Source organism: Rhizobium sp. K102, assembly GCF_022385315.1.
Lineage (GTDB): Bacteria > Pseudomonadota > Alphaproteobacteria > Rhizobiales > Rhizobiaceae > Rhizobium > Rhizobium croatiense.
Genome location: NZ_CP092436.1, coordinates 2647821 through 2663348 on the forward strand (window position 1 = coordinate 2647821; position 15528 = coordinate 2663348).

The following is a 15528-nucleotide window of genomic DNA, read 5'->3' on the forward strand; positions in this document are numbered from 1 at the left end:
CCCTACCGCTGGTTCCACCAGCGAATGACCGGCTCCGTCAGATCGTGTTCGTAGCCGAGCACGCTGATAGAAGCCGTATCCAGCACGAAATGCGCGCCGCCCTCCGGCGGCAGCCCGAGCCAGCGGGCGGCGAGCACGCGCAGGAAATGCGAGCTTGAGAAGATCAGGATGGTCGCGCCCGCCTGGCGAAGCGCCTGGACGACGGCGTCGGCGCGGGCGCCGACGTCGGCAGCCGTTTCGCCGTTCGGGCAGCCGTCGCGAAAGAGCTGCCAGCCGGGGCGCTTCGCCAGAATCTCCTTGGTCGTGATGCCTTCATAGGCACCGTAATCCCATTCGGCGAGATCGTCGCGGATCACCGCGCCCGATCCGAAGCCGGCGAGCATGCAGGTCGTGCGGGCGCGCGCAGAGGGGCTAGACCAGACGGCGGAGAAGGAGGGGCCCGAGAGCCGCTCGGCGAGCTTGCGGGCGGCGGCCTCGCCCACATCAGTCAGCAGAATGTCGCTGCGTCCGGTATGGCGTCCGGACCGGCTCCAGTCGGTCTCGCCGTGCCGGACGAGATAGATCTCGGGAAAAGCACTGCTCATCAGCATGTCCTTTCATCAGGTCCGGCCACTGCTGTTCAGAAGGTCACTTTTTCCAGCGGCGCGCGCCTCGCCTCGAATTCCTTCAGCCTGGCTTCGTTCTCGGCGATGTAATGGCGGTTGTCGGGAACGACAAACTGGTTCTTGGCGATCTGGATCTGCAGGATGAAGAGCTCATCCCAGCGGAAACCCATTTCCGAGCCGGCGAGATAAAATTCCCACATGCGGAAGAACTGCTCGTCGTAGAGCGCCACCGCTTCGGCCTTGCGCGCCACGAAACGCTCGCGCCAATGGCGCAGCGTATAGGCGTAATGCATGGGCAGGATTTCGATATCCTTGACCAGCAGCCCGGCCTTTTCGAGCGGCGGCACGACTTCGCCGACCGACGGGATATAGCCGCCAGGGAAAATATACTTCTCGATGAAGGCATTGGTGCCGAAACTCGGCTTCGGACGGCCGATCGAATGCAGCACCATGACGCCATTGTAATCGAGGAGATCAGAGACCTTGCGGAAGAAATTGGCGTAATTGCCGATGCCGACATGTTCGAACATGCCGACGGAGACGATGCGGTCGAACTTTTGGCCGGTCATGCTGCGATAGTCCTGCAGCTCGAAACGCACGCGGTCGGCAAGGCCGCGTTTTTCGGCGCGGGCTCGAGAGACCTTCAGCTGTTCTTCGCTGAGCGTAATGCCGGTGAACTCGGCGCCCTCCGTCGCCTCCGTCAGGTACATGCCCATGCCGCCCCAGCCGGAGCCGATCTCCAGGATGCGTTGGTTCGGCGCAAGCAGAAGCTTGGCGGCGATATGGCGCTTCTTGGCAAGCTGCGCCTCGTCGAGGCCGATGCCCGGCGGTTCGAAATAGGCGCAGGAATATTGCCAGTCCTCGTCGAGGAACAGATCGAAGAGCTTGGCCGACAGGTCGTAGTGATGGGCGACGTTGTGCTTGTTGCGATTGACCGGCAGGCGGCTCTTCAACTGCTGCCAGGCAATGCGGCCGACGAGCAGTGCTGCCATCTTGAAATCGAAGATCTCGTTGGTGGTGTTCCGTTTCACCAGCGACAAGAAATCATAGATGTTGCCCTGTTCGAGAATGAACCGGCCCTGCATGTACATTTCGCCGAGCTTCATCGTCGGGTCGCGTCGGATGGCGTCCTCCGCCTCCTGATCGGCAAGGCGGGCGACAACGGTCTCACCCGTGCCGTCGCCGATATCATGGGTCTCGCCATTGGCAAGGGTAAGCTTCAACGAACCCTTGCGGATGATTTGCTGGACGATCGATAAGAAAGCCGACGCCATGGACGCCTCGCAAATGTGACAGGATGGTCACATCAACTTAAGCGATCTCTTTCGCCTTACAAGCGCCGGATTTAGCACTCCGTTCAGAACGCTGCCAAATTGTTGCATTTTTGCCGAAATTCCGGCTAAACCCTTATTTTCGCTTCATCGCTTCGGCCAATGCGGCGCCGAATGCGCCCTGGCTCTCCTGTTTCGGCGCAGCCGGCCGTCTTTCGTTCTGCGGTCGCGAGCCCTGGTTGCCGCGAGAATCACCGCGCGGCGGCGGTGCTGCAGAACCGTCATCGCGTTTCATCGACAGAGCGATGCGCTTGCGCTTGGTGTCGACTTCGACGACCCGCACCTTAACGACGTCGCCAGCCTTGACGACCTCATGCGGATCCTTGACGAAGCGATCAGCGAGCTGGGACACATGCACCAGGCCATCCTGGTGCACACCGATATCGACGAAGGCGCCGAAGGCGGCGACATTGGTCACCGTCCCCTCGAGCACCATGCCCGGCTTCAGGTCGGAAATTTCGTTGACGCCCTCGGCGAAGGTCGCAGTCTTGAAGCTCGGTCGCGGGTCGCGGCCCGGCTTCTCCAGCTCGGCGATGATGTCGCGAACCGTCGGCAGGCCGAATTTCTCGTCGATGAACTGGCGCGGGTCGACCGCTTTCAGGACGACGCTGTCGCCCATCAGCGCGCGCAGATCCCGGCCGCAGGCGGCAACGATCTTCTTGGCGACACCATAGGCCTCCGGGTGGACCGAGGAGGCATCGAGCGGCTCCTTGCCATTCGGGATGCGCAGGAAGCCGGCGCATTGCTCGAAGGTGCGCCCGCCGAGCCGGGCGACCTTCAGCAGGTCGCGGCGCGTCTCGAAACGGCCCTCGCTGTCGCGGTGGCGGACGATGGCGTCGGCGATCGACGGGCCGAGACCGGAGACGCGGGCGAGCAGCGGCGCAGACGCGGTGTTAAGATCGACACCGACGGCATTCACCGCGTCTTCGACCACGGCATCGAGCGAACGCGACAGCTTCTGCTGGTCGACATCGTGCTGATACTGGCCGACGCCGATCGACTTCGGCTCGATCTTGACGAGTTCGGCCAAGGGATCCTGCAGGCGCCGGGCAATGGAGACGGCGCCGCGCAGCGACACGTCGAGATCGGGAAATTCTGCCGCTGCGGTCGCCGAGGCGGAATAGACCGAGGCGCCGGCTTCCGAGACGATGACCTTGGTCGGCTTCGGCGCCGGCAACTCGGCCAGCATGTCAGCCACCAGCTTTTCGGTTTCGCGGCTGCCGGTGCCGTTGCCGATCGAGATCAGCTCGACATTGTGCTTGCGGACCAGCGATGCGAGCTCGACCTGGGCGCCGCGCACATCGTTCCTCGGCTGGAAGGGATAGACGGTCGATGTCGCCACCACCTTGCCGGTGCCATCGACGACGGCGACCTTGACGCCGGTGCGAATGCCGGGATCGAGACCCATCGTTGCGCGCGAGCCGGCAGGTGCTGCCAAAAGCAGGTCCTTGAGATTGCGGGCGAAGACGTGGATCGCCTCTTCTTCGGCCCTTTCGCGCAGTTCCCGCATCAGGTCGAGCGACAGCGACATGGAAAGCTTGACGCGCCAGGTCCAGCTTGCGACCTCCATCAGCCAGCGGTCGCCGGGACGGCTTGTACCGATCTCGTAGGCGGCCACGATCATGCGTTCGACCGGCTTGTTCGGAGAGGCGGTCTCGGCGTCGGCCTCGATCGTCAGCGTCAGCACTTCCTCGTTCCAGCCGCGCAGCATGGCGAGCGCCCGATGGCCGGGCGCCGTCGCCCAGCGTTCGGAATGGTCGAAATAATCGGAAAACTTCTCGCCGGTCGCCTGCTTGCCGTCGACGACTTTCGCCTTCAGCAGCGAGGCCTGGCGCATATGGGCGCGCAATCTGCCGAGCAGGTCGGCATTTTCGGCAATGCCTTCGGCGATGATGTCGCGCGCGCCTTCGAGCGCCGTCTTCACATCGGGCACGTCAGCCGTGACGAAGGCTTCGGCGAGCACCGCCGGTTCCCGGCCGCGGTCGGCAAGAATCGTCTCGGCCAACGGGCCGAGACCGCGTTCGCGGGCGATTTCGGCGCGGGTGCGGCGCTTCGGCTTGTAGGGCAGATAGAGATCCTCGAGCTCGGCCTTGGTTTCGGCGCCGGCGACCTTGGTCATCAGCTCGTCGGTCATCTTGCCCTGACCGGTGATCGATTCGACGATCGCAGCGCGCCGGGCTTCGAGTTCGCGCAGATAGACCAGCCGCTCGGCGAGATTGCGCAGCTGCGTGTCATCGAGCCCGCCGGTCACTTCCTTGCGGTAGCGGGCGATGAAGGGCACGGTGGCGCCCTCGTCGAGCAGCTCGATGGCGGCCTTGGCCTGATCCGGCCGGGCATTGATTTCGGCCGCGATGCGGGCTGCGAGAAAGCGGAGGTCAGCGGCCATGAGATTTCCTGTGTCGACGAAAGTTGCGGGACCATAGCGGCGAAAAGCGGCAAGGCAATGCCCGACTGTGGTTTCCACAGCGGAAGTTGAGTGATTGGGCGATCGGCGGGCGTGTCGCCGTGTGGCGCGGCAACACCTTTGCCAGGTCGCTCAGGCCCATCGCTCTCTTCCGTTTTTGCGGTTGTGCAGATGCGGCATTCTTTGATAGCAGAAGCAACGTTTTGGATCGCCCTGCCCGCGGGCGCAAGGAAAAGTGTGACATGCCAAACCTTCTTCTCGAACTCCGCTCCGAAGAGATTCCGGCCCGCATGCAGCGCAAGGCTGCCGGCGACCTGAAGAAGCTCGTCACCGATGCGCTCGTCGAAGCGGGTCTGTCCTATGAGGGCGCGCGTGAATATTGGACGCCGCGGCGGCTGGCGCTCGACATTCACGGCCTGACGGCGCGCTCGGCCGATGTGCGCGAGGAGCGCAAGGGGCCACGCACCGACGCCAATGAAAAGGCGATCGAAGGTTTCTTGCGGGGCGCCGGCCTTTCGTCGATCTCCGAGGCGCAGGTGGTCAGCGATCCGAAGAAGGGGGATTTCTACGTCGCGGTCATCTCCAAGCCCGGCCGCGCGGCGGAAGAGATCGTCGCCGAGGTGATGCCCGCCATCATCCGCGATTTCCCCTGGCCGAAGTCGATGCGCTGGGGCAAGGCCTCCTCCAAGTCCGGCGCGCTGCGCTGGGTGCGGCCGCTGCAATCGATCGTCTGCACCTTCGGGCCCGAGCATGAGGAGACAGTCGTCATCCCCTTTGAGATCGACGGCATCACCGCCTCCAACATCACCTACGGCCATCGTTTCCATGCGCCCGAGGCGATCACCGCCCGGCGCTTCGACGATTATGCAGCGAGCCTGGAAAAGGCGAAGGTCATCCTCGATGCCGAGCGGCGCAAGGACATCATCCTGCACGACGCGCGCGACATCGCCTTTGCCAACGGGCTCGAACTGGTCGAAGACGAAGGCTTGCTGGAGGAAGTCTCCGGCCTCGTCGAATGGCCGCAGGTGCTGATGGGTTCCTTCGAAGAGGATTACCTCTCCATCCCCTCGGAAATCATCCGGCTGACGATCAAGACCAACCAGAAGTGCTTCGTCACCCGCAATCAAGGCGAGGAAACGCTGTCCAACCGGTTCATCCTCGTCTCCAACATCCAGGCGCATGACGGCGGCAAGGAAATCGTCCACGGCAACGGCAAGGTGGTGCGGGCCCGGCTTTCGGACGCGCTGCATTTCTGGAAGCGCGACCAGGGCAACCTGCCGGATCTCGAGACGCTTGCAGTTTCGGCGGCAAAGTTCGGCCTCGATCTCAAGAAGCCGCTCGATCAGCGCATGGCCAAGCTCGACGCGCTCGACGTGACCTTCCATGCCAAGCTCGGCACGCAGGGCGCGCGCGTCGCCCGCATCCGGGCGCTGGCCAAGGAATTGGCTGCTGTCACCGGCGCCGATACGGCGCTCACCGATCGCGCCGCCGTGCTCGCCAAGGCCGATCTGCGCACCGAAGCCGTCGGCGAATTTCCGGAGCTGCAAGGGTTGATGGGCCGCAAATATGCGGTGTTGCAGGGCGAAAATGCCTCGGTTGCCGCGGCCGTCGAAGATCACTACAAGCCGCAGGGCCCGTCCGACCGGGTGCCGGAAGACAAGGTGGCGATCACGCTGGCGCTTGCCGACAAGCTCGACACGCTGACCGGCTTCTGGGCGATCGACGAAAAGCCGACCGGTTCCAAGGACCCGTTTGCGCTGCGGCGGGCAGCCCTCGGTGTCGTCCGCATCCTGCTGGAGCGAAGGGTCCGCCTGCCGCTGCTGGCGACAACCAGGGATGGCGATCTGCTCTCCTTCTTCCACGACCGGCTGAAGGTCTATCTGCGCGATCAGGGTGCCCGCCACGATCTCATCGACGCCGTGCTGACGCCCGATGCCGACGACCTCTTGATGGTGGCGCGCCGCGTCGAAGCGCTGACGGCCTTCATCACCTCGGAAGACGGCAAGAACCTGCTTGCCGGCACCAAGCGTGCGACGCAGCTGCTCGCCGCCGAGGAAAAGAAGGGCACGGTCATTGCCGACGGCGTATCGCCGGCACTCCTGAAGCTCGACGCCGAGAAGGAGCTGTTCGCCGCCATATCAGCTGCCTCGAAGGATGCGGCGGATGCCGTGGCCGGGGAGGATTTCCGCTCAGCGATGGAAGCCCTGTCCAAGCTGCGCGGCCCGGTCGACCGCTTCTTCGAAGAGGTGCTGGTCAACGACGAGGACGCCGCCATCCGCGCCAACCGCCTCGCCCTCTTGCGGTTGATCCGCGAAGCGACGGGAACGGTTGCGGATTTCTCGAAGATTTCGGGGTGAAATTCGGCTTCTTGCAGTGTCGATGCAGCCCGGTCTCGCAAAACATCTGCCCCTCACCCTAACCCTCTCCCCGTAAACGGGGCGAGGGGCCTTGCCCTACGAGAGCGAGGAGCGGAGAGCTTGCAACGATCCCCCTTCGCCCCGCGAGTGGGGAGAAGGTGCCGGCAGGCGGATGAGGGGCGGGTGTGGTTCGTTACCCCTTGAAGAGCGGTCATCATCAAACGCTGGTATTGCCGCCGCCGCGGCGCTATTCCAGCAGACATGCAGAACAGGATCCTCGTCAGCGCCTGCCTGATGGGCCAGGCCGTTCGGTATGACGGGCGGGCGAAGCCGTTGCTTCATCCGGCGATCGAGGCATGGCGGGCCGAGGGGCGCCTGGTGACGATCTGTCCGGAAATGTCGGCAGGCATGAAGGTGCCGCGGCCGCCGGCCGAGATTGGAAATGGTGCGACCGGCGAAGAGGTGCTGGCCGGCACGGCGCGGGTCGTAGAGCTGACGGGCGGCGATGTGACGGCAGAGTTTCTGCAGGCGGCGGAAAATGCCGTGGCGCTCGCACGGCAAACCGGCTGCCGCTATGCGCTGCTTATCGACGGCAGCCCGTCCTGCGGCTCGGATTTCATCTATGATGGCAGCTTTTCCGGCGGCAGGCAGGCCGGCAACGGCGTGACGGCGGCAGCGCTGAAAGCGGTCGGTATCGAAGTGTTTTCCGATCGCGACATCGAGCGGCTGATCGCACGCGTGGCACACGACACCTGATAGCAGCGCGGCCGCCGGAAACCGGCGGCCGCTAAGCTCCGGTAACGCAATTCCCAAAGCGGATTACGCGGCGCGGCGACCTCGATGCATGGCAGGGGCAACGCTTTCGCTACTGACGCGGAAGCCGCGGATGAGATCGATCAGTTCGTCGGTATCGCTGGCCAGCGTCTCGGCCGATGCGGTGGTCTCTTCGGCCATGGCGGCGTTCTGCTGGGTGGCGGCGTCGAGCTGGTTCATCGACGAGGAGATCGAGCGCAGCGTTGTGTCCTGTTCAGAGGCGCTGTGGGCGATCTTGGCGACGATCTCGTTGGCGGCCTTGATCTGATCGGAGATGCGCTTCAGCGCCTCGCCTGCCTCGCCGACCAGACGGACGCCATGGTCGACCTGGCTGGAGGAGCGGGCGATCTGGTCCTTGATCTCCTTGGCCGCAGCAGCCGAGCGCTGGGCGAGCTCGCGGACTTCCTGGGCGACGACCGCAAAACCCTTGCCGGATTCGCCCGCGCGGGCGGCCTCGACGCCGGCATTCAGCGCCAGCAGGTTGGTCTGGAAGGCGATCTCGTCGATGACGCCGATGATCTTGGTGATCTCCGATGATGACTTCTCGATGCCGCTCATCGCCTCGATCGCCTGGCCGACGATCGCATCGCTATGGGTGGCCTCGGTGCTGACCGAGTGAACGCGCTTGCTCGCCTCATGGGCGCCATCGGCGGTCTGGCGAACGGCAACGGTGAGTTCGTCGAGGGCGGCCGAGGTTTCCTCCAGGCTGGCGGCCTGGCGTTCGGTGCGCTGCGACAGCTCGTTGGAGGCGCGGCGGATCTCCTCCTTGCTGGTGCCGATATCGGTGCCTTTGGCGCTGACCTTGGCCATGGCGGCTTCGAGATGCGACAGCGCATCGTTGAAGTTGTCGCGCAGGGCGGCGTATTTCTGACCGAGATCGGCGCAGCGGACGGTGAGATCGCCGCGGGCGATCATCTCCAGCGCCTGGCCGATCGTCGTCACCACGCGGGCCTGGAGCGCCGCCTCGTCCTGCTGCTGACGCAGATTGTTTTCACGCTCGTTTTCCAGCGCCAACTGCTGGGCCGCCTCGCGATCCGACATCTGATGGCGCTCCCTGATTTTTTCCTGCAGCGACAACGTCGCCTTGGCCATCATGCCGACCTCATTGTTCATGGCCGTGTGCGGGATGGCAATGGAAACGTCCTCTTCGGCCACTGCCTTCAGAGCGGCATGGACGTTGTTGAGAGGTCCCGAAATGCCGCGGATGACGACGTAGGCGGCCGCCATGGCGAGGAAGAACAGGACGATGCTGCCGGAGAGCGCGGTCAGGATCGTGCGGTTTATCTGAGCATCGAGATCGTCCATGTAGACGCCGGTAACGACGACGACCTTCCAGGGATCGAAGGCCTGTCCATAGGCCGTCTTGCGGAAATCGCCGGCAGGCTCTCCCGGTTTGCTGGTGGAATAAAATTCGACAAGACCGCCGCCCTGCTGCCCGAGCTTCACCAGCTCTTCGCGATAGAGCTTGCCCTTGCTGTCCGGCTGGCCCCTCAGGTTCTGCCCGACTTTCGCGGCGTCGTAGTGGAACATCATCTGGACGTCGTAGCTATAACCGAAGAAATAGCCGTCCGGGTCGTATTTCATCCCGTTGACGGTGGTGTAGGCCTGCTTCTGGGCATCCTCGAGCGTCATTTCGCCCGCTGTCACCTTGGCCTGGTAAAGCTTGAGAACCGAGACCGCCGACTGGACCTCGGCGCGCAGCAGGTCATAACGCTCCTTGTAGATCGCATCGACCGAGGAGCGGATCTGCAGGGAGGTGGCGATCGCAAAGGCCGCCATCAGCCCGACGACCAGCAATATGAGCTGCTTCGATATTTTCAGATTTTTCACGACGCCTCGCAACGGGAATGGTGGGTGCCTTCCGGTGCGGTCTTCTACCGCCTGTGCGAGCGCGCCAAACAAGACGACGTCTACCGCTGCTAAAAACAACATGCTGCGACCGGGTAAGTAACCATTGATGCTCACCCTATAAGAAAGCTTTAATTTTTACTGTTCGCGACGCAAATTCCCTAAAAATCCGGGGGTAGCTTGCAAAGCAAAACCCCCGGACACTGCGTTATTTCCAGCATATGCTCCAAAACGTGAATGCACCCTCGCTGCTCATCGAGGGTGCATTCGGTCCACCGGTGGTGGAACCCCAAGCGATCGAAACCTTGATCAGGCAGGGGCAGGGAACTTTGTCTTCAAGCAATTCCGGGCGCAAATGGGAATTGCTTCAGAATCGCAGCTTGAAATCGGAGGCGTCGAGGGGCGCCGGCTGTTGCGCCATGCCGGCGGCAACCGGCCGGGCATCGCTGCCGATGACGGCGGCGGTGGTGGCGTTCATATCGATCCCGTCGGCAGGCGGGGCCGAAGGCGCGGCGGCAATCATCGCTTCCGGGGTCGCTTTGCTGACGAAGACCACGGGCGAACCGCCCATCCAGGCTTCGGTGCGATAGATCTTCTTTTCGCCGCCGACATCACGGACCTCGGTCGCCTGCACGGCGCCGGGCTTCAGTTCCGGCACCGTATAATCCTTCTTGGTGATCTCGGCCTGCAGCGGCGGGCAATCGGCGCAGCTTTCGGTGACGATGCTGCCCTCGGCAGCGCGCGGCGCGGCCTTGCCGATCACCTCGATCGAGGAGGCCATTGCCGAACCCGCCATCAGCAGGATTGCCGCACCGAGGAAAATCTGACGCATGAAGCCGCTCCGTCTCACTATGAGAGTGTTTTAACGCAGCTTTGTTTCCATCCCGTCAGGGGAAAGGGTAAAAATTTAACGAAGGCGCCGGTTTACACCTGATATCAGGCCTTTTCGCGCTCGATCGCCCGCCAGCCGATGTCGCGGCGGCAGAAGCCGTTATCCCAGCGGACCTTGTCGAGCAGGGCGTAGGCGCGGTCGCGCGCCTCGGCGACCGTGCCGCCTGATGCGGTGACGTTCAGCACGCGGCCGCCGGTTGCAACCAGCGCGCCGTCCTTGAGGCCCGTGCCGGCATGAAACACTTTCTCGCCGTCGCCCACCTGCGGCAGGGAGAGGATCGGCGTGTTCTTTTCATAGGCGCCGGGATAGCCCTTCGAGGCCATGACGACAGTCAGTGCCGGATCGTCACTCCATTCGGCGCTGACCTGGTCGAGCGTGCCGTTGGCGGCAGCCATCAGCAGCGGCAGCAGATCGCTCTTCAGCCGCATCATCAGCACCTGGCATTCGGGATCACCGAAACGGACATTGTATTCGATGAGCTCCGGCCCTTTCTTCGTGATCATCAGCCCGGCAAAAAATACGCCGGAGAAGGGATGGCCGCTCTCGGCCATGCCGCGGATCGTCGGCTCGATGATCTCCTTCATCGTGCGCTCGACCATTTCGGACGTCATCACGGGCGCCGGCGAATAGGCGCCCATGCCGCCGGTATTGACGCCGGTATCGCCCTCGCCCACCCGCTTGTGATCCTGGGCGGTTGCGAGCGGCAGCGCATGTCTGCCGTCGCAGAGGCAGAAGAAGCTCGCCTCCTCGCCATCGAGATAGGCTTCGACCACGACTTCGGCGCCGGCCGCGCCAAAGGCGCCTTCGAAGCAGTCGTCGACGGCGGCCAAGGCTTCATCCAGCGTCATCGCCACCGTCACGCCCTTGCCCGCGGCAAGGCCGTCAGCCTTGACGACGATCGGCGCGCCCTGAGCGCGAATATAGGCCTTGGCCTTCGGCGCGTTGTTGAAGCGCTGATAGGCGCCGGTGGGAATGCCGTAGCGGGCGCAGATATCCTTGGTGAAGCCCTTGGAGCCCTCGAGCTGGGCGGCGGCGGCCGACGGTCCGAAGACGGCCAGGCCATCGGCGCGCAAGCGGTCGGCAAGGCCGGCAACGAGCGGCGCTTCCGGGCCGACGACGACGAAATCGATTGCCTTCTCCCGGCAGAAAGCGGCGACCGCTTCATGATCGACGATATTCACGGGTACGAGGATGGCGTGTTCGGCAATGCCGGGATTGCCGGGTGCGGCATAGAACTCGCTCAGCAACGGCGATTGCGCCAGCTTCCAGGCGAGTGCGTGCTCGCGTCCGCCCGATCCGATCAACAGAACCTTCATGCGCCACCCTTTCCTTTTGTCCCTGGCGGTTAAGGGCCAAGCGCCGAAAGGTCAAGCGGGAAAGCTTACCAGCCCCCGCCTCCGCCTCCGCCGCCGCCCCCGCCGGAGGAGCCGCCGCCGGAAAAACCGGAGGACGAGCTCGACGGCGGTGGCGACGGGATCGTCGAGGCGATGGTCGAGGCCATCGACGAGGAGAACCCGCCGACGCGGTCGGAAAAGCGGCCGCTGTCGAAATCGCCGGAATACCAGGAGGGGTCGTAGGCCGCGGCCGTGCCGGCGGCGGCAGCCGCAAGCCAGGTCTCAAAGGTGCGCGACCAGGGTTTTTCGACACCGAGCGCCACCGCATAGGGCAGCAGCGTCTCGAAATGCTGCGGCGACATTTCGGGCGCGCCGGCCATGTTCATGCGGTCCTTCTCGGCCAGCGTCAGATATTGCCGCAGGCCATCAACGCCGTCCATCATCCTGGCACCGAGCGGGGTCGGCGCGCCCATGATGAAGAAATAGAGGATGTTGAGCAGCACGATGCCGCCGATCGCAAAGAGCATCGGCGTCTCGTGCAGTTCCACGAGCGAGGAGGCGAAGGCCAGAACGCTGAGCAGAAGGATGCTCACCCCGACGAAAACAATAATTGATGTGACCACGAGTGCGACGATCCTGCCGAACAGCGACCTGCCGCGATAAAGCGGCCTGGTGAACCTGGCGACCAAGACGGCAATGAAGGCCGCGATGGCGACCGGCATCAGCATCAGCACAACGGTATCGGGCTCCAGCGACCCGATAATGAACGGCGCCGCCAGGAAGACGGCACTGAGCGCGATGCCGCCGATGGTGTAGCCGATGTTGGAATTGTAATATTTGCCGCGGTGCTCCTTCTCGATCGCCGAGCGGAAGGCTTGACCCACCGATTTCACATGCTCGCCATTGGCTTTGTCGATCGTCAGCGTCCTGCCGGCGCCGCCGGCGGCTTTCAGGAGCTCGGTCTCGCCGGCCTGCAGTTTTTGCCTGTCGAGCGGCCTGCCGGTGCCGCGTATGGTGATCGAATTCTTGAGATCTTCGAGCTTGACGTAACCGCGGACGGCCAGATCGAGGGCGGTTGCGGCAAGCGCGGTCCAGCCTCCGCCGGAGAAGCCCTTATTGTCGATATAGTTGACCAGGGCCGGCGAGATGCCCTCCGGCGCATCCCAGCGCGGCACGACGACACCGCGGGCGGGGTCGCGGCCGACCTTCCACCAAGATCTCCCATAATAGGCGAAAACCAGGATCAGGCCGCCGAAGCCGATGAAATAATCGCGGTTATCCTTCAGCCACCATGTGCTCTCCATATCCTTGCTCGGCGGATCGATCGACCCTTTCGGCATGCGGATCGCGAAGGTCAGCCCATCCATCGGATTGAGCGGCGCGGTGGTGGAAAAGACGAGGCCGGCTGCGGTTTGGCTGACGCGGGCATTCTTTTCCGTCGCGCCTTTCGGGCCGGTGAAAAAGGTCGTCTGCGTCGCAGCGACACCGGGCGGCAGCTTCACCGTCGCGGTGGCCGAGCGGATCGGGAAGAGCCAGCCATTGCCGGTGACATTCCAGTAGAGTTCGTCATGATCGTCGAAATAGCGGACCTGACGGTTGGTCCTGTAGGTGAAGACGTAGCGGTGGCGGCCCGGCGTCACCGTCACCTCGGCCGAACCGGCATAGATGCGGATGCCGCCTGATATCTGTTCCGTGTGCCAGGGCTCATCCTCGCCATCGCGCTTCACCGAGACGATGTCGAAGTCGACACTGCGGCGACGGCCGCCGGCATCGGTGAAATAGAGCGGGAAGTCCCGGAAGATGCCGTGCTTGATCCGATCGCGCTCGGCATTGACGGTGACGGTTTCCGTCACCGTCATCGCACCGCTCTTTTCGAGCGCAATGTCGGAGACGAAACTGTCGATCAGTTCCGTGGCAAAGGCGGCCGGGGCGGCCACCAACAAGAGCAGCGCCAAGCAAAAACCGTAAAACCGACGCCCCATCCCTGTCTCCCCGCCGGCAGCCTCGGCTGCGCTTTCCGTCAATCCTTGTCCCGATATGTCACGCCGAGTGCGGCGAGCGTGCGCCAGTAAGCCGGGAAGGTCTTGCCGACGCAATCGGGATCGAGAATGGTGATGCCGTCGATCTTCAGTCCGGCGAGCGCAAAGCTCATGGCGATACGGTGATCGGCGAAGGTGTCGATCGCGGCCGGCAGCGTCTGACCGGCGAGAGCAGGATCGGAATGGACGATCAGATCGTCACCCTCCTCGACGGCCAGGCCTTGGCGGATATTGTTGAGCCCGGTGGACAGGGCGCGGATACGGTCGCATTCCTTGACGCGCAGGTTGGCGATGCCGACGAAGCGCACCGGCGTCTCGTTGAAGGCGGCAAGCACGGCGATCGTCGGAACGGCATCCTGCATCTGCGAGCCATCGATTTCAGCCGGCAGATGCGGGAACCTGGCGATCGTCTCGTAGGCCTTGGCATCCGGCTGGGTGAAGGCATCGTTCGGCACGCCGAGATCGATCTTGCCGTCGCTCAGCACTTCGGCCGCCCAGAGATAGGTCGCAGCGGACGCATCCGGCTCGATGACGAAATCGGCGGCGCGGTAGCCGGTCGGCTCGACGCGCCAGGTGACGGGACTGGTCTTTTCGACCTTGGCGCCGAAGGCCTTCATCGCCGCCGTGGTGAGATCGATATAGCCAAGCGCGCCGATATCCTCGCCGACGAGTTCGATGTCAACAGGACGGTCGCCGCCGGCGGCCATCATCAGCAGCGCCGAAACATATTGGCTGGACAACCCACCATCGATCAGGATGCGGTCGGCCTCGAAGCGGCCGGTCCCCCTGACGGTGACCGGCGGGCAGCCGGTCTCGGCGCTCACATCGATGCCGAGCGTGCGCATCGCCTCGACCAGCGGGCCGATCGGGCGCTTGCGCATGTGCTCGTCGCCGTCGACGATGACGGTGCCGTCGACGAGCGCGGCCGCCGCTGTCAGGAAACGCGTGGCCGTACCGGCATTGCCGAGGAAGAGCGGCGCCTTCGGCGGCAGGAGCCTGCCGCTGCCTGTTACAACGAAGGTGGTCTCGTCGGGCTCGTCGATCGCAACGCCCATGGCGCGCAGCGCATCGGCCATATAACGCGTATCGTCGCTCTTCAGCGCGCCGGTCAGCCGGCTCGTGCCCTTTGCAAGGCCGGCGAGCAGCAGTGCCCGATTGGTGATCGACTTCGAACCCGGCGGCATGGCGCGGCCCGAAAGCGGCCCGGCAGGCGGGATGATCGTGAGTTTGGCTGTGCGTGTCATGATGTTTCTTCCATGGAGCGACCATTGCCGGCCGCATTCTGCCCTTGCTCTTAATCGCTTTCTGGCAAAGGCAAAATGCCGGACCGTCAGAATTTCACGCTGGGGACGGCACGATCGGCCTCATTGGTGATTTCGAAATATTCCCGCTTGGCAAAACCGAACTGGCCGGCGACGAGATTGGAGGGGAAGCTTTCGACCTTGACGTTCAGGTCGCGGGCCGCACCATTGTAATAGCGCCGCGACATCTGCAGCTCGCCCTCCATGGTTTCCAGCGAATCCTGCAGCTCGGCGAAATTCTGGTTGGCCTTGAGATCCGGATAGGCCTCGGCGAGCGCGATGACGCGGCCGAGCGCCTGGCCGAGCAGCCCTTCCACCTGCGCCCTGCCGGCGACATCGCCTGATGGCACGGCCTGCGCCTTGTTCCGGAGCGAAACCACCTCCTCGAGCGTCGACTTTTCATGGGCGGCATAGCCCTTGACGGTCTCGATCAGGTTCGGGATCAGATCGGCGCGGCGCTTCAACTGCACATCGATGCCCGACCAGGCCTCTTGCGCCATCTGTCGGGAGCGAACAAGGCCGTTGTAGATGAAGACGATGTAAAGCGCGATAACGGCTACAACAGCGAGTATGACAAACATGCAGATGGGCTCCCCGATTTGAT

The 15528-nt window shown here is 63.6% G+C and carries 11 protein-coding genes; 2 read left to right on the forward strand and 9 right to left on the reverse strand.

Annotated elements, in window-relative coordinates:
- Window positions 1–2: 2 nt before the first annotated feature.
- The 3 genes from MHI61_RS19125 to MHI61_RS19135 all read right to left on the reverse strand — a co-directional run bounded on the left by MHI61_RS19125 (window position 3) and on the right by MHI61_RS19135 (window position 4322).
- Window positions 3–584, reverse strand: coding sequence for a histidine phosphatase family protein (locus MHI61_RS19125; RefSeq protein ID WP_239790105.1), 582 nt, complete (start codon window positions 582–584; stop codon window positions 3–5).
- 35 nt (window positions 585–619) lie between these two features.
- Window positions 620–1879 (reverse strand): cyclopropane-fatty-acyl-phospholipid synthase family protein, encoded by a 1260-nt coding sequence (locus MHI61_RS19130; protein ID WP_239790106.1) that lies wholly within the window; start codon window positions 1877–1879, stop codon window positions 620–622.
- A 133-nt stretch (window positions 1880–2012) separates the two neighbouring features.
- Complete coding sequence (locus tag MHI61_RS19135; RefSeq protein ID WP_239790107.1) at window positions 2013–4322, reverse strand: Tex family protein; 2310 nt, start codon at window positions 4320–4322, stop codon at window positions 2013–2015.
- A 260-nt stretch (window positions 4323–4582) separates the two neighbouring features.
- On the opposite strand from MHI61_RS19135, the gene glyS reads away from it, so the two are divergent.
- Window positions 4583–6697: a glycine--tRNA ligase subunit beta gene (glyS, locus tag MHI61_RS19140; RefSeq protein WP_239790108.1), complete on the forward strand. Its 2115-nt coding sequence runs from the start codon at window positions 4583–4585 to the stop codon at window positions 6695–6697.
- Window positions 6698–6958: 261 nt separating this feature from the next.
- Entirely contained in the window at window positions 6959–7453 is a 495-nt protein-coding gene (locus MHI61_RS19145) for a DUF523 domain-containing protein (protein WP_239790109.1), read from the forward strand.
- A gap of 63 nt (window positions 7454–7516) precedes the next feature.
- Here the strand turns inward: MHI61_RS19145 and MHI61_RS19150 are convergent, their stop codons facing one another.
- From MHI61_RS19150 to MHI61_RS19175, 6 genes are all read right to left on the reverse strand, one after another.
- Entirely contained in the window at window positions 7517–9340 is a 1824-nt protein-coding gene (locus tag MHI61_RS19150; RefSeq protein ID WP_239790110.1) for a methyl-accepting chemotaxis protein, read from the reverse strand.
- Window positions 9341–9725: 385 nt separating this feature from the next.
- A complete protein-coding gene (locus tag MHI61_RS19155) occupies window positions 9726–10190 on the reverse strand; it encodes a plant virulence effector HPE1-like domain-containing protein (RefSeq protein WP_239790111.1) in 465 nt (154 codons plus the stop codon).
- A 104-nt stretch (window positions 10191–10294) separates the two neighbouring features.
- Window positions 10295–11566, reverse strand: a complete 1272-nt coding sequence (gene purD / locus MHI61_RS19160) for a phosphoribosylamine--glycine ligase (RefSeq protein WP_239790112.1) — start codon at window positions 11564–11566, stop codon at window positions 10295–10297.
- 65 nt (window positions 11567–11631) lie between these two features.
- The gene (locus tag MHI61_RS19165; RefSeq protein ID WP_239790113.1) at window positions 11632–13566 is read right to left on the reverse strand and encodes a DUF2207 domain-containing protein; all 1935 of its coding nucleotides are present in this window, start codon (window positions 13564–13566) and stop codon (window positions 11632–11634) included.
- Between the two features lie 38 nt (window positions 13567–13604).
- Window positions 13605–14867, reverse strand: a complete 1263-nt coding sequence (locus MHI61_RS19170) for a 3-phosphoshikimate 1-carboxyvinyltransferase (protein WP_239790114.1) — start codon at window positions 14865–14867, stop codon at window positions 13605–13607.
- An 86-nt stretch (window positions 14868–14953) separates the two neighbouring features.
- A complete protein-coding gene (locus tag MHI61_RS19175; RefSeq protein WP_039618171.1) occupies window positions 14954–15505 on the reverse strand; it encodes a LemA family protein in 552 nt (183 codons plus the stop codon).
- Window positions 15506–15528: the final 23 nt, after the last annotated feature.

Bases quoted from the DNA above. Each gene is read 5' to 3' on its own strand.
- purD (WP_239790112.1), bottom strand. From the start codon at position 11,566: ATGAAGGTTCTGTTGATCGGATCGGGCGGACGCGAGCACGCACTCGCC.
- MHI61_RS19130 (WP_239790106.1), bottom strand. From the start codon at position 1,879: ATGGCGTCGGCTTTCTTATCGATCGTCCAGCAAATCATCCGCAAGGGT.
- MHI61_RS19175 (WP_039618171.1), bottom strand. From the start codon at position 15,505: ATGTTTGTCATACTCGCTGTTGTAGCCGTTATCGCGCTTTACATCGTC.
- MHI61_RS19170 (WP_239790114.1), bottom strand. From the start codon at position 14,867: ATGACACGCACAGCCAAACTCACGATCATCCCGCCTGCCGGGCCGCTT.
- MHI61_RS19125 (WP_239790105.1), bottom strand. From the start codon at position 584: ATGAGCAGTGCTTTTCCCGAGATCTATCTCGTCCGGCACGGCGAGACC.
- MHI61_RS19155 (WP_239790111.1), bottom strand. From the start codon at position 10,190: ATGCGTCAGATTTTCCTCGGTGCGGCAATCCTGCTGATGGCGGGTTCG.
- MHI61_RS19145 (WP_239790109.1), top strand. From the start codon at position 6,959: ATGCAGAACAGGATCCTCGTCAGCGCCTGCCTGATGGGCCAGGCCGTT.
- glyS (WP_239790108.1), top strand. From the start codon at position 4,583: ATGCCAAACCTTCTTCTCGAACTCCGCTCCGAAGAGATTCCGGCCCGC.
- MHI61_RS19165 (WP_239790113.1), bottom strand. From the start codon at position 13,566: ATGGGGCGTCGGTTTTACGGTTTTTGCTTGGCGCTGCTCTTGTTGGTG.
- MHI61_RS19135 (WP_239790107.1), bottom strand. From the start codon at position 4,322: ATGGCCGCTGACCTCCGCTTTCTCGCAGCCCGCATCGCGGCCGAAATC.